Annotated in this window: 15 protein-coding genes and 1 rRNA gene; 3 read left to right on the forward strand and 13 right to left on the reverse strand. The window is 33.6% G+C overall.

Annotation, left to right across the window (positions count from 1 at the left end; genetic code table 11):
* Positions 1-5: 5 nt before the first annotated feature.
* Positions 6-125: ribosomal RNA gene (gene rrf / locus CLAN_RS01650) — 5S ribosomal RNA — on the forward strand.
* A 1,770-nt stretch (positions 126-1,895) separates the two neighbouring features.
* On the opposite strand, the gene mnmA is transcribed toward rrf, so the two are convergent.
* From mnmA to accD, 7 genes are all read right to left on the reverse strand, one after another.
* Positions 1,896-2,912 (reverse strand): tRNA 2-thiouridine(34) synthase MnmA, encoded by a 1,017-nt coding sequence (gene mnmA / locus CLAN_RS01655; RefSeq protein WP_096013661.1) that lies wholly within the window; start codon positions 2,910-2,912, stop codon positions 1,896-1,898.
* 142 nt (positions 2,913-3,054) lie between these two features.
* Positions 3,055-3,669: a recombination protein RecO gene (recO, locus tag CLAN_RS01660; protein ID WP_096013660.1), complete on the reverse strand. Its 615-nt coding sequence runs from the start codon at positions 3,667-3,669 to the stop codon at positions 3,055-3,057.
* On the reverse strand, positions 3,651-4,589 hold the full coding sequence (locus CLAN_RS01665) for a tRNA dihydrouridine synthase (protein WP_096013659.1): 939 nt from the start codon (positions 4,587-4,589) through the stop codon (positions 3,651-3,653). The genes recO and CLAN_RS01665 overlap by 19 nt, the downstream gene beginning before the upstream one ends.
* On the reverse strand, positions 4,589-5,581 hold the full coding sequence (locus CLAN_RS01670; RefSeq protein WP_096013658.1) for a hypothetical protein: 993 nt from the start codon (positions 5,579-5,581) through the stop codon (positions 4,589-4,591). The genes CLAN_RS01665 and CLAN_RS01670 overlap by 1 nt, the downstream gene beginning before the upstream one ends.
* Positions 5,582-5,591: 10 nt before the next feature.
* Positions 5,592-5,948 carry an RNA polymerase-binding protein DksA gene (dksA, locus tag CLAN_RS01675; RefSeq protein ID WP_096013657.1) on the reverse strand — a complete coding sequence of 119 codons (357 nt, stop codon included), beginning with the start codon at positions 5,946-5,948 and terminating at the stop codon, positions 5,592-5,594.
* Between the two features lie 10 nt (positions 5,949-5,958).
* Entirely contained in the window at positions 5,959-6,405 is a 447-nt protein-coding gene (locus tag CLAN_RS01680; protein ID WP_096013656.1) for a 23S rRNA (pseudouridine(1915)-N(3))-methyltransferase RlmH, read from the reverse strand.
* Positions 6,405-7,277 carry an acetyl-CoA carboxylase, carboxyltransferase subunit beta gene (accD, locus tag CLAN_RS01685; RefSeq protein WP_096015518.1) on the reverse strand — a complete coding sequence of 291 codons (873 nt, stop codon included), beginning with the start codon at positions 7,275-7,277 and terminating at the stop codon, positions 6,405-6,407. Before accD ends, CLAN_RS01680 begins: the two co-directional genes overlap by 1 nt.
* A gap of 155 nt (positions 7,278-7,432) precedes the next feature.
* Here accD and CLAN_RS01690 point away from each other — a divergent pair, with 155 nt between their 5' ends.
* Both CLAN_RS01690 and CLAN_RS01695 read left to right on the forward strand, forming a co-directional pair.
* Positions 7,433-8,029: a peroxiredoxin gene (locus CLAN_RS01690; protein WP_096013654.1), complete on the forward strand. Its 597-nt coding sequence runs from the start codon at positions 7,433-7,435 to the stop codon at positions 8,027-8,029.
* Between the two features lie 96 nt (positions 8,030-8,125).
* Positions 8,126-8,455 carry a hypothetical protein gene (locus CLAN_RS01695; protein WP_100590435.1) on the forward strand — a complete coding sequence of 110 codons (330 nt, stop codon included), beginning with the start codon at positions 8,126-8,128 and terminating at the stop codon, positions 8,453-8,455.
* Positions 8,456-8,462: 7 nt separating this feature from the next.
* On the opposite strand, the gene serC is transcribed toward CLAN_RS01695, so the two are convergent.
* From serC to dxs, 6 genes are all read right to left on the reverse strand, one after another.
* Entirely contained in the window at positions 8,463-9,539 is a 1,077-nt protein-coding gene (serC, locus tag CLAN_RS01700; protein ID WP_100590436.1) for a 3-phosphoserine/phosphohydroxythreonine transaminase, read from the reverse strand.
* A 10-nt stretch (positions 9,540-9,549) separates the two neighbouring features.
* Complete coding sequence (gene xseA, locus CLAN_RS01705) at positions 9,550-10,710, reverse strand: exodeoxyribonuclease VII large subunit (protein WP_100590437.1); 1,161 nt, start codon at positions 10,708-10,710, stop codon at positions 9,550-9,552.
* On the reverse strand, positions 10,707-11,420 hold the full coding sequence (ubiE, locus tag CLAN_RS01710) for a bifunctional demethylmenaquinone methyltransferase/2-methoxy-6-polyprenyl-1,4-benzoquinol methylase UbiE (protein ID WP_100590438.1): 714 nt from the start codon (positions 11,418-11,420) through the stop codon (positions 10,707-10,709). The genes xseA and ubiE overlap by 4 nt, the downstream gene beginning before the upstream one ends.
* Entirely contained in the window at positions 11,421-12,200 is a 780-nt protein-coding gene (locus CLAN_RS01715; protein ID WP_096023926.1) for a hypothetical protein, read from the reverse strand.
* 83 nt (positions 12,201-12,283) lie between these two features.
* Entirely contained in the window at positions 12,284-12,694 is a 411-nt protein-coding gene (locus tag CLAN_RS01720; RefSeq protein ID WP_100590439.1) for a Fur family transcriptional regulator, read from the reverse strand.
* Between the two features lie 76 nt (positions 12,695-12,770).
* A complete protein-coding gene (gene dxs / locus CLAN_RS01725) occupies positions 12,771-14,591 on the reverse strand; it encodes a 1-deoxy-D-xylulose-5-phosphate synthase (RefSeq protein WP_096013648.1) in 1,821 nt (606 codons plus the stop codon).
* Between the last annotated feature and the right edge of the window lies 1 nt (position 14,592).

The raw sequence follows: 14,592 nt of genomic DNA on the forward strand, positions 1-14,592 counted from the left end.
ACACTGCTCGTGGCTATACATGATTAGGAAACGCCTTGCTCCATCTCGAACCAAGAAGCTAAGCTTTTCATGGCCGATGATACTCTCCCTTACTGGGATGCTGGAAAAGTAGGTTGCTGCGAGCTTTGTTAAAATCTTTTTAATATTCTTTCTTTTTATCTCTTAATCCTCTTTTATGGAATTATTTATAGATTAATCTTTTTAAATTGTTAAACTATTTATGATTACTGTAGTTTTAAAAGATTTTTTATATTTATTTATATTTATTTATATTTATTTATATTTATTTATATTTATTTATATTTATTTATATTTATTTATATTCCCAGATTTAATGTTTGTATGCTTTTGAATATATCTTTATTATCTTTATTATCTTTATTATCTTTATTATCTTTATTATCTTTATTATCTTTATTATCTTTATTATCTTTATTATCTTTATTATCTTTATTATCTTTATTATCTTTATTATCTGCCCCAGGCTTTTGAATTTTTAACTTTATACTCTTAATAGGAGATTTGGTTATAAATAATTAATGTTATGATATGATATGATATGATATGATATGATAGGGTGTTTAATATACCATTATGAAACTTTATAATAGCTCTATTTTTATTAGTGATTTAGGTATAGATATATGAAATTGGTATGTTATTAAATAGTTTTTTTATGTTTATTTTTTTAAATTAATATATTGTAATTACTTTTATTTGTGTTATTATTTATCTTTTTATTAAAATTTCTTTATTTGCCTCGCTTATCTAAGTTATTTAAATTTTAATATTAGCAATCAAATAACTTTTTTATTTATCATAGAGTTATTTTATTATTGATTTAAAAAAGATATGTGTATCTACTAAGTAATTTTATAAATTTTAATTTTAGCTTAAATATATTAGATTTTATAATTGAGCTGTAGGTGGCGTATGAAAAATTAAAGAAAAAAAGGATTAAAAAGAATTTATAATTGTAATATAATTAAATTTTTGAGGTTGTGAGGGATTTTTGGTTGATTTGGGGAGATTGCGATTTAAAAAAGAGATAGAGTACTGAAAAAGAGTAGTGGAATGTGTGATGATTATTTTTTGTGTTTTTTTTGGGGGGGGTGTTGGTTTGTGATGGTAGTTAAACTTACATTACTTGTAAAATGATTTTTATTAAAACTTAAAAGAGCTTTAAGAAAAATCATTTTTAGAATAATAGAAATTTAAATTTCTCTCATATTTCAAAAAATTTAAATCCATAAAAAAGAAATATAAATTTAAAATTCAAATTTTCTAAAATTAAAAATTTTAGTAAAAATTTGAAGTCTAAAGTGAGGTACCCTGCAAGTGGGGCTTTAGTGCGTTTCCAAAACCAGCTAATGCAACCCCAAAGGGTGGTCTCTGTGAAAGACTTGTCTTTGGTCGCAAAGACTAGCTTTGCTAGTCTGCGAAGTAAAAGATAATTTAATTTAAGTGGGAAGGGGGAGTGCTTTTTTGGCAGCCGCTACCCCTTCCCCCTTAACAACCCCTAACCCCCTGTAAAAGCCTTCTAAGGTGCTGTGCTTCGCACAAATTTAACTAATTTTATTAAAAACTCTTTTGAGTTTTTAATAAAATTAGTTAAATTTGCTAAAAAAGACTTGTGGTGGATAACTGGGGTACCCCACGAAGTGGGGCTTTAGGTGGGTCAAGGGAGTGTAACTCCCTGTCGCAAACGGCGACTTGTTGCCGTGCGGAGTTAAAATAGGGGTACCCAAATTATTCGCCCCAAATCTTTTTAGCAAATTTAAGATTATCATAAAATTATGTAATAAGAAAAAATAGTTTGGAATAATTAAAATATAAATTTAAAATTTCATAGTTTAAAATGATGGATTAATAAAAATCAATCCATCTAAAGAAATTTAAGCTATAAATCCGCTTGCTAGTACTCGTTGGTCATTGTCATAAAATACCGCTAATTGGCCGCTTGCGACGGCACCGGCGTTGCCTTTTAATTCAATAGTTGCGCCATCGCCTTCTTGGCGGACTATGCATGGAATTGGCTTGGATCTATATCTGATTTTAACGAGAGATTCAAATTCTTTTTGCGGGGTGAAATTGTTGAAATTGCGAGTTTTGAAGCCGTAGCACTCTAAATCATCTTTTTTGCCTACGGTGATCTCATTTGAGCTAGGATTGATGGCAGTTACATAGTGTGGATCGTGGGCGCCTGTGATTTTAAAGCCTTTTCGCTTGCCGATGGTGTAGTGCATGTAACCTTCGTGAGTGCCGATAGCATCGCCATTTGCGTTGCGAACGATACCTGGTAGATTGGTGTTGTAATGTTGCTTTAAAACATCGATATAAGTTGTCTCAACAAAACATATTTCGCTACTCTCTTTTTGTGTTGCTAAGGATGAAATTTGTGGTATTTGAGCGGCTTGGGCTTTGATATCGGATTTGAACTTATCGCCAAGTGGGAATATAATATGTGGCAAAATCTCTGGGTCTAAATTTGCTAGAAAATAGCTTTGATCTTTGGTCTCATCTACTGCTGATTTGATTAGTCCATTTTCTATTCTGGCGTAGTGTCCGGTAGCGATTTTGTCGCAGCCAAGGCTTTTGGCAAACTCCCAAAGAGCGCCAAATTTAATCAATCTATTACAATGGGCGCAAGGATTTGGGGTGATTCCATCTTTGTATGAATTGACAAAGAGATCATAAACCTCTTTTTTAAATGTGTTTTGTAGATCTAGAACATGGGTTGGTATATTTAGAAAATCACCAACTTTTTTGACATTTTCGATATTTTTTTTGTGGTAGTCTTCTCTGCCGTGTAGCATCATATAGCAACCTACTATATTATAGCCTTGATCTTGTAGATATTTTGCGCTCATTGAGCTATCTACACCTCCGCTTAGTGCTATTAATACTTTCATAATCATCCTTTTATCAATATTTTTAGATAATTATACAAAATAATTATTAATACGATAACACAAAATAGAAAAAATTTTATAATATATTTAAATAGTATATTTTTAAATTTATATAAAATTTGAATTCGTTTTATGGGGTTTTTTATAATCCTTCTAAAAGAATCAAATATAGCTCTTTTATAATATCATCGCTCAAATGCGCTGTAGATGCGGTGGATAGAAATTTGATAATATCATCTTTGGGTAATTTGTTTTTGCCTATGCATTTAGGATGAGCGAGCAAAAACGCCCTACCGAGTGCTACTTCATCTGCGATAATGCCATCGCAAATAAAGCAGTTGCTATCTAAATGTAATCTGCCTTCAAATTTCAAAATCAAAATATAAGCTTCAAGCAGCACTCTAAGCGGATTTTGGCGATAAAATTTTTTAGCACAACTCTCTAATAATTCAAAATAAAACTCATCGCTCTCTTCTACATCACGCAGATGAGTGGCCAAAAGTCGCATAAAATTTTGCCAAATCAAGAGCCTATCTCTATCAAGCAACCATGAAAACCCCAGATGCATAGTAGAGCGAAGATGTGGCAAAAACGCCTTACTCTCAACTAACTCAAAATCTAGCTTAAATCCTTGCGTTATAATAGGATGCCTAGCGCCGTAAAATCTATAGCATTTTATCTGTCTGTTTTTGGCAAGGATGGTGACTAGGCAGTCTTCATCTCTGACTTTTTGGACTTTTAATATATAGCCTTGCATGGATCAAAAAATCGCTCAATTTCGGCTCTCATATCATCTGGTGAGTGAATTTGGTTGATACTAGATCTAAATTCACTAGCGCCGCTTAAGCCTTTGGAGTATTCGTGTAAGTGCTTGCGGAATATGCCAACAGCATGCTCGCTATATGTCTTTAGCATTAATTCAAAATGTTCTTTGATGATCTCTTTTTTTTGAGCTAAATTTAAACTTTGGCTATCTTTGATCTCTTTAAAAATCCATGGAGAGCCGATACTAGCACGACCAATCATGAGTCCATCGCAGCCAGTTATCTCTAAAACTTTTTGATAATTATCCAAATTTATATCGCCATTAGCAATGACTGGAATTGTGGTAGAGGCTTTGATCTTGGCTATGGCTTCATAATCTACTGGCGCGCTATATCCGCCGGCTCTTGTGCGACCATGAACGCAGATAAAGTCAGCCCCAGCATTTGCTAGATCTCTTGCGATTTCGTGAGCCATTTTGGTATTAAATCCTAGGCGAATTTTCACTGAAGTGTAGCGTTTGTTGGATTTGGTTTTGATGATTTCTATGAGATTACAAAGTAGCTTAGGATCGTTTAAAAGAGCTGAGCCGGCGTTTTGCTTGATTACCTTTGGTACGGGGCAGCCGCAGTTTAAATCGATTCCATCTATCCCATCAAATTTGTTTAAAATATCCACAGCTTTGGCTATTATATCCTTTTGACTTCCGGCAATTTGAATGATATAGGGCGTTTCTAGGGGGGATTTTTCAAGCATTGATATGGTCTTGTCATTTTCATATACAAGGGCATTTGAGCTAATCATCTCACTAATAGTACAATCGCACCCAAATCTCTTGGCTAAGGTGCGAAGTGGCAGATCGGAAAAACCAGCTAATGGAGCTAAAAAAAGTGGCTTAGAGCTAAAATCTATCATTAATAAAATAGATCCGCTTTAGAAATTTTACCATGATCTCTTAAAAATAGTAGAGTCTCTATCCGTTCAAATTTGCTATTTTCGCTTGCGATAATCTCCCTTAACCGATCTATCATGCCAAAATCATAAAGTAGATATAGATAGGCTTCAAGTGCTAATTGCTCTTCGTTTTTAAGGCGTTCAAACATTGATATTAAAAGGTCTGGGTCGATTTTGGCTTTTAGGATTTTGGCTATTTGGATATACTCATTTTGAGTAAATTTCACCTTACTAATAGTCGCAAAAATATCATTGGTGCTAATCTCAAATTTATCATTAACATATCTATCAATAAGTATGAAAATATCGCTATTTGTGTAAGTTGGATTGAATTTAGATAGCTCTAAAAATGTCGCATTTTCGACTAGGGCTTTAGAGGCTACCGATATTAACTCATCATTTGTTTCTTTATTTGATAGGATGGTGATGGCGTATTTATAATCGGCTTTTATCTTGTTTTTTTCGTTTTGGATATAGAGCGGATTGGTCTTTAAAAGTTTAAATTTTTTCAAATCACAAACCTTGCCATTTTTAACTTCAAAGCAAATCTCATAAGCTGCTTTTAAATCGCTATTTTCGAAGTTTGGTTTGCCTAAATTTAGCCATGGAGATAGAGATTTTGTTACTTCACTTGATGCATTAAATAGATCTGTTTTGAAATCTTTATTTGATTCTAAACCAAGATAAATTTCTTTAGCTAAAACATTGTAAATTTGAGCATCATTTCTCATCGCTCTGCCTTCTAAATAGATCTTAAATCCATAATAACTCATATGAAAAAGAGCTAAAATAGCAAACAAAATCAAAGGCAAAACAACCCAAGTCGCAATAGGGATATCAAGACTATATCCAAGGATATTCAGGGCATAATTTTGATTGACAAATGAGAATATAGCCAACCAAATAATCCCAATATATATAATAGAATATAAAAAAAATCGTCTAGTTTTCATCTTGGATCTCCTATTTTATAATTGTTTTTTCAGCAATTTCACGACATGTGATACAATACCTTGCGTGTGGCTTGACTTTTAGGCGTTCAATATCGATATCATCTTCGCACATATCACAAATTCCATAAACTCCAGAGTCAATTTTTTTAAGAGATTGATCGATCTCATTTAGCTCTTGTTGTTGCTTGATCGATATTGAGTGTTCCAACTCTTCATCGGCACTGATACTAGCAAAATCAAACTCATCTGTAGCGCCACTTTGTCTAAGACCATCTATTTCATTAGCTGCGTCGTTGATGTTTTTTTGAATTTGCTCTTTTCTAGCTAAAAGCAACTCTTTGAAATAGTCCAAATCGCTTTGTTTCATATAACTCCTTTTATTTATGATAAGGGTGATTTGCGTTTATACACAGAGCACGAAAAATTTGCTCATATAAGACAAGCTTGGCTATTTTATGAGCTAATGTTAGTCTAGAGAGGCTTACTAGCTTATCCATTTTTGCTCTTAAATTATCACCCAAACCATAAGCCCCGCCGATAAAAAATGAAATTTGGGGTTTATCTTTTAAAAGTTTAGCAAACTCAAAGCTATCAAGCATAACTCCACGTTCATCAAGTCCGATACAATAGCCATTTATACAAGGTTTATAGGCTTCTTCATAGGCTTTATGAGAGGCGAATTCGCCTTCTTTTTGGGCTTTGGCGATTTGAGAATTAAATTTGTTAATCTCTTTTATATCAGCCCATTTGCTACTCATTTTTATATAATCTTTTAAGGCTATATCATCGCTAAGTTTTTGAAGGCAATGGATCAAAATTTGCACTAAATAGCCTCATTTATAGGATTATAAAAGCTATCATTTTTCATAAAAAATCTTACCATATCGCTAAGATATTTTTTATGCTGATCTCTAGGCACTATAGCATCTATAAGGCCGTGTTCTAGCAGAAATTCAGCTCTTTGAAAACCCTCAGGCAAGCTTGCTTTTATGGTTTGTTCAATTACTCTTTGACCAGCAAAGCCAATTAATGCTTTTGGCTCGGCTATTATGAGATCTCCAAGCCAAGCAAAAGAGGCCGAAACACCACCCATCGTAGGATCTGTAAGAACAGAAATATAAGGCAATCTATTATCGCTTAATAACTTTAAAGCTGCGCTTGTTTTGCTCATTTGCATAAGGCTAAATGTGCTCTCTTGCATTCTAGCTCCGCCACTTGCGCTTACTATAATAAGTGGATTTCGCTTTTCTATGGCTCTGCGAACGGCTCTAGTGATCTTCTCGCCCTCAACTGAGCTAAGGCTTCCGCCCATAAAAGCAAAATCAAAAACCACTAATTGAATTTGCTGACCATCTATCGTGGCTTCTCCTGATATTGCCGAGCTTGTTTTGCCATTTTTGCTTTGGCCTTCTTCGATTCTTTTTTTATATGATTTTTTATCTACGAAATTCAAAGGATCAACAGGCTTTAAATTCGCATCAAATTCAACAAAACTTCCAATATCGGTTATCAATTCTATTCTTTGCTGGGCGCTTAGTCTCATATGATATCCGCATTTTGGGCAGACATTATGGCAAGCCTCAACTTCTTTAAAATACATCAAAGAACTACAGCTATTACACTTTACCCAATGGCTTGGTGCCTCACTTGGGTGAGATTGTTTTTTGCGTATTTTTGAAAAAAAATCACCTAGCATTTTTTTCCTTTGATAAAAAATTGGGCGATTATAGCAAAATTTTCTTTAAATTTATATTTTTAATAATTTTTCTATTATTTTATATGCGTTTAATTATAGTTAATTTTACATAGATACAATTTCGCAATTCATAAAAATTATTAAGGAGATTTAGTATGATAGTTACTAATAAAGCACCACAACTAAGTGGTACAGCAGTTCTAGGCAATGGTCAAATTGAAGAAAATTTTGATCTATATAAAAATATCGGCCCAAAAGGTGCGGTAGTGTTTTTCTATCCAAAAGATTTTACTTTTGTTTGTCCAAGTGAGATTATAGCATTTGATCATAGATATAAAGAATTCAAAGAAAGAGGCATTGAAGTAATTGGTGTTAGCACAGATAATGAATATTGCCACTTTGCTTGGAGAGAAACTGATGTTAAACAAGGCGGTATCGGTAGAGTTCAATTCCCACTAGTAGCTGACCTTAAAAAAGAGTGGGCAAAAGGATTTGATGTATTATTTGATGAAGCAGTTGCTCTAAGAGGTAGCTTCTTATTAGACAAAGATGGCACAGTTCGCCACGCTGTTATCAATGACCTTCCACTTGGTAGAAATATCGATGAAATGGTAAGAATGGTAGATACAATGCTATTTACAAATGAACATGGTGAAGTTTGCCCAGCTGGTTGGAATAAAGGTGATAAAGGTATGAAACCTACAACTGAAGGCGTAGCTAGCTATCTTTCAACTGATGGTGATAAACTATAATTCAATTTAAAGCTCCATTTTTGGGGCTTTAAACTTCTTTAAATTTAAATATTTATTCCGATATTAAAATATAATGAATTAATATAGGAGTAATAGATGCAAATCAATCCAATAGGTATAACTTCACAAGATTTTAGCAATACAAAAAAGATTTCAATTAATAAAAAAGATGATAATATGGATACTCAAGAAAGTAAAAGTCCAACTGCTATGATTCAAGAGACTATAGAGCTTTTAGAGGAGCAACTAGAAAGATTAAAAAAGCAATTATCTAAGGTTGAAGAAAAAATAAAAGCTCTATCTAGTATTCCAAATGAATATGCTAAAAATATGCTAATGAGTTTAACGGAGCAAGCTGCTAATTTAATAACTAAAATCATGACTATAAGTACTAGGATTTTAGAGTTAGAAAAAGCGCTTGCTTAGGATAGGTTTATCCGTGTGTTCTTTGGAATTCTTTCATAAATTCGCATAGAGTTTGGACACTTTGGGTGGTTACTGCGTTATATATTGAAGCTCTTAAACCACCTAAAATTCTATGGCCTTTTAGCCCTATCATGCCATTTTCTTCTGCTAATTTGACAAATTTCATATCCAATTCCGCATTAGGTGTAGCGAAGCTTACATTCATTAAACTTCTTGAGTCTGGCTTAGCAAATGTTGTATAAAATCCAGAATTATCAATCAACTCATAAAGCATATCGGCTTTTTGTCTATTTATTGCATTTATAGCGCTTAATCCGCCTTGGTCTTTTATCCAGTCTAAGACTAGATCAAACATATAAATTCCAAATGTAGGCGGAGTATTTGATAGTGAGTTTGCCTCGATCTGTGTAGTATAGCGAAGTGGGGTTGGGACACTCTCTTTGACTCTATTTGCTAAATCTTTTTTGATAATTACTATTGTAATTCCAGCCGGGCCGGCATTTTTTTGTGCTCCACCATAGAATAATCCGATATTGTGTGCTTTAAAATCAATATCACGGCTTAAAAGGTCAGAGCTACTATCTACTACCAAAGGACATTTTGGGCTTGGAAGTGTGGCGTATTGTGTGCCATAAATTGTATTATTAGAGCAGATATAGCCATAATCAGCATCATCACTAAAATTAAAATTTGGAATGTGATCAAATTTAGTATCTTCGCTACTTGCTATTACCTTGTAATTGATATTTTGGATTTTGGCTTCTTTGATTGCTTTTTGCGTCCAAACACCGGTATTTACATATTCGGCCACTCCACCAGTGTAGATATTCATCGGAATTTGAGCAAATTGCAAAGTCGCACCACCTTGTAAAAATAGCACCGCATAATCATCACCGATATTATAAAAACTTTTTAGCTTAGCAATGGCGTTATTGTGTAATTCTTCAAAAACTTTCCCCCTATGGCTTACCTCCATAATGCTATAACCAAAGCCGTGATAATCGGTAAATTCAGCCTTAGCGCGCTCTAAAACAGCCAATGGAATTGCGCTTGGACCAGCGCTAAAATTTAAAACTCTACTCATTTTATCCCCCTTATTTTATGATTGCTTGTTTAGATGTATCTTGCGAATTAATAGTGATTTCATCGCCACTCTTTAGCTCAGATAGCAAGACTATTTGAGAATCTTTTATAATTTGAACCATATTTTTTGTGATCTTATAAAAGTGCTCTTGTCTTTTTAAAACTAGCTCAAATTTCTCAATTTTGGACCTAGCGAGATCTAGCTTTTTGTGTAAAAAGTTATCCAAATTCGACTTAAAACTATCTAAATTAAGAGTAGCTAGGGCTATTTTTTGCTCTATTGCTTTGGATTTTATCTCTGTTTTTGCTAGATTAAGTAGATTTTCATATCTACTAAATTTGGATATTAAGATGGATTCTAGGTTATTTTGGATGATATCAAGTCTTTGATAAAGCTCATTGCTATCAGGGAGGAGATCCACCATAGCAGCTGTAGGTGTAAGCGATCTGTGATCTGCTACAAAATCACTAATACTATAATCAATCTCATGCCCAACAGCTGAAATAATCGGTGTTTTAGCCTCATAAATAGCATAAGCTAAGGCTTCATTATTAAAGCACCAAAGATCCTCTTTAGATCCTCCACCCCTAGCTATGACTATCACATCAAGATCCATATTATCAGCGATTTTAACCATTTTGATTAAATTTGCTGGTGCGTTATTTCCTTGAACTAAGGAATTAAATAGATAAAATTTAGGTAAAATATATCTATCATTAATCACTCTACACATATCAGCAAATGCTGCTGAGCTCGCACTTGTGATAATGCCAACTCTATTAGGGTATTTTGGTAGTGGCTTTTTATGCTCTTTATCAAATAACCCAGCAGCAGCTAAACGCTCTTTAAGTTGATTAAAAGCAAGCTCCAATTCTCCTACGCCAATAGGCATTATGCGATTAGCGATAAACTGATAGCTACCATTTGGGCTATAGATTGAGAGTTTGCCAATTAGGGTAACTTTCATACCATCTTTGATATCAAATTTGATATTTTGATTAGCGAATTTATATATAGCGACGCTAATGGCTGATTTTTCATCTTTTAGGGTAAAGTACCAATGTCCGCTATTGTGCTTAGTAAGGCGACTAATCTCGCCTTCAACCTCAATGGAGTTGAAGTGAGACTCTAATAGAGCCTTAGCAGATTCATTTAGATCGCTTACGGTCATATATTTTTCACCTTTTTAGCAATAAACATTGTGCTAATATCCATGCTAAAGCCCTTTACCATCACAATCTCAAAGCCGCTATTTTTAATTTCAGCACAAAATTCATTTGAGTCCAAAAACCCATCTATACTCTTTGGTAGATACTCATAGGCTTCTTTGTTTTTGCTGATTATTCCGCCAATTGTAGGTAGGATTTTTTGGAGATAAAAATCTCGAATTTTTGCTATTAGGCCATCTTTTTGCCTTTTGGTAAATTCCAAAACTACCAAATATCCGCCAATTTTTAAGACACGATTAAACTCACGCAAAGCTTGTTTTCTAGCTACGACATTTCTGATACCATAACTGATGCTAAGAATATCTTGAGTATTTGATTCTAGCTTTAAATTATCAGCCATAGACTCTATAAATTCGCACCCTTTAATCTTTGCTTTAGCTACTTTTAGCATCTCTACGCTTGGGTCTATGGCGGTGATTTTTTTGATAGTTAGATTTGCTTTTTTAGCGCTATTTATCCAAGCAAGCACCATATCGCCAGTCCCGCAAGCTACATCAGTGATATGTAAAGATGAGTTGAAATTCTCAAGTACCAAATCACAAGCAGTGCTTCGCCAAGAGGCGTCTATACCAAAGCTTAGAATTTTATTTGCTTTATCGTATGTTGGGGCGATTTCGTTAAACATATCTATGATTTTCTCTTGATTTTGCACTTAATTATCCTTTTGGTAGTGTGATTTTAGCTTTTTGGATTGTTTTGATAGCTTTTTATCAAATTTTTTTAGCTTTTTATTTAGCTCTTTTTTTAGGCTTTTTTTGATATTTTTTTCATTAATATTTTTATATTTTATGTATAAATTTGTAATTTTACTTAGTTTGGAGTCGAATTTATCTAATTTAAAAAGCTCTAAAAATATATTAGTAAGTATCAAAAGTTCTTGAAGTAAATTTGATTTTAACGCACTTTTGGCTCTTATATTTTGTCTTAAATTTACGATTTTTTTGCGGATCGCATAAGATGCACTATGAGATATCAAAGAGTTTGAGGCACAATAAAATGAGTGCGTATCATATAAGAATATCTCTAATTCAAAACAAAACGACTCAAATCCGCTATCAAAGTATCTCTCAATATCATTTAACAGCTCTTTAAATTTATGATTTTTATCTTTTTTGAAGCTCTCGATATTTCCAAGAAGTGGTAAAATTTTGCCTAAGAGTTTGTTGAATTTAGCAACTATAAGCTTATCGAATATAAAATCAAAGCTATTAATAAGTGTATTAATCTGTAAAAAATAGCTATTTATCTTAATTAACAAGGCTATATCTCTATCTTTTAAATACCTTTTTCTAAGCCCATCAATTAAAAATAGCTTTTGTAAAATTAGCAATCTAACACCATCATAAGCGCTAATATCTAGGCTAAAATATAGCTTTTTCGCACCTAGCTTTGGGAGTTTGGATGTTATATCTAGATAGTTTATATTTTGCAAAATTTATCCTTAAATGAAAGTGAGAATTTTACACTAAAACTACTAAAATATAGCTTTAAAGCCTTATATATAAGACTTTAAATTTAGCAGCATTTTGAGCAACTTGAGATATTGGCTACGATATTTAATCTATCGATTAGATTTCCTATTTTTTGTTCTAAATGCGTTTGGTATGCGGTCATCTGTGCGTCACTAGCATTGATATCTTGGATATTTCCGCAATTGTTACATACAAGATGGATGTGTGGGTGTTCGTATATATCGTATTTTGCCTTTTGATTTGGGCTATTGACTTCTATTACTAAATTTTCATTTATAAGGGTGTTTAGGTTTTTATATACTGTCGCAAGGGATATAGATGGATATTCAGTTTTGATCTGTTCATATAGCTCATCTATTGTTGGGTGTGTGTGATTACTTAGTATTTTTAGAACGCAAAGTCTTTGTGGAGTGGCTTTGAGTTTGGCTTGTTTTAAAAGTTCCATGCAATCCATACTTTTTTCCTCTTAATTAAAATGGGCTAATTCTATCAAAAAAATATTTAAATTTAACTTTATCAAATAATATTTTTTATCTTTTAAGAGATTGATTTATGATATTGGCGATCTTTTCGGCGCTTATATTTAAGCTATCTTCTACTAAATTTGTAGCTCCGTGTGGGATAAATTTATCTTCATATTCAAAGCTAGTGATATTAATATGATTAATGTTATTTTCTTGTAAAAAACCAGATAAAATCTCACCAACTCCACCACGCTTAACGCTATCACTAAATATATACCATTTTTTATGATTTTTAGCAAGATTTAAAAGTAACTCTTTATCAAGTGGTTTGATAAAAATCAGATCTATAATTGTAGGATTAATATCTAAAATTTTAGCCACTTTACAGGCTTTAGCTACGCCATTGCCATATCCGATAAAGGCGATATCGCCGATATTTTGCGATAGAATTTGAGCTTTGCCAAGCTCTATTTTAATAGGTTTAAACTCATCACAAAGCCCAAAATTGCCCCTAGGATATCTAATAGCAAGAGGTGAGTTAAATTTGTATGAAAACTCCATAATCTGCCTAAACATCGCCTCATCCCTTGGAGCAACTAAGCTGAAATTTGGCACAGCATTTAAAAAGCTAATATCAAAGGCTCCTTGATGAGTCTCACCATCTTCGCCGACAATTCCTGCTCTATCCATACACAATACAACAGGTAAATTCAAAATCGCACAATCATGGATTACTTGGTCATAAGCCCTTTGCATAAAGGTAGAGTATATAGCGATATAGGGCTTAAATCCCTCTTTTGCCATCGCTGCCATGGATGTAACGGCGTGTTGTTCGGCAATTGCTGTATCCCAAAATCTATTTGGAAATCTCTCAATCAACGCCCCAAGCCCTGTGCCACTAGGCATAGCTGCGGTTACTCCTACGATATTATCATATTTGCTAGCAAGCTCTAAGAGCAGATCGCTAAAAATTTGAGTAGCACTCTTTTGGGTTGGCTTTTTCAAAGCTAGGCCATTTTGTGGATTAAATGGGCTTACGCCATGCCACTTCTCTTTTGGGCCTTCGGCGATCTCATAGCCTTTACCTTTTATCGTTTGGGCATGAATTATAACTGGTTTTTTCATATTTTTTGCTACGCTAAGAGCTGAGATTAAATCCTTGATATTATGCCCATCTACTGGACCTATATACTCAAGCCCAAGCTCTTCAAAAAACATCCCAGGAGTAATGAGTCTAATGCCTTCTTCTAATCTTTTAGCCATATAAGCCGCTGAGTCTGGCATAAGCTCTAAAAGTTGATTAATTTTGCTTTTAAATTTTTGATAAAATGGCCCCGCCATCATCTGTGATAGGTATTTGCTCATAGCGCCAATCGGTTTTGAGATACTCATCTCATTATCATTTAAGATAATAACACATGGATATTTAAGATCGCCTAGCTCATTTAAAGCCTCATACGCCATCCCAGCGCTTAATGCTCCATCGCCGATTAGAGCTACGGGTAATCTATCTTCGTTTTTAAGCTTAATAGCCTTAGCGGCACCAACAGCAAGGCTAATAGAAGTCGAGCTATGGCCAGCTATGAAGTAGTCATATTCGCTCTCATTAGGCTTGGTATATCCGCTAATTCCACCAAATTGACGCAAACTATCAAATTCATCCCAGCGACCGCTTAATAGCTTGTGGGTGTAACTTTGATGGCTAACATCAAAAATAAATGGATCTTTAGGCGGATTAAAGACATAGTGCATCGCAATACTAAGCTCTACGACTCCTAAATTTGAGCTTAAATGCCCGCCATTTGTGCTTACTACGCTTAAAATTCTCTCTCTAATATTGGCTGCTAGGGTATCTAATTCGCTAGGTTTTAAAGATTTTATATCCATT

This window comes from Campylobacter lanienae NCTC 13004, assembly GCF_002139935.1.
Lineage (GTDB): Bacteria > Campylobacterota > Campylobacteria > Campylobacterales > Campylobacteraceae > Campylobacter > Campylobacter lanienae.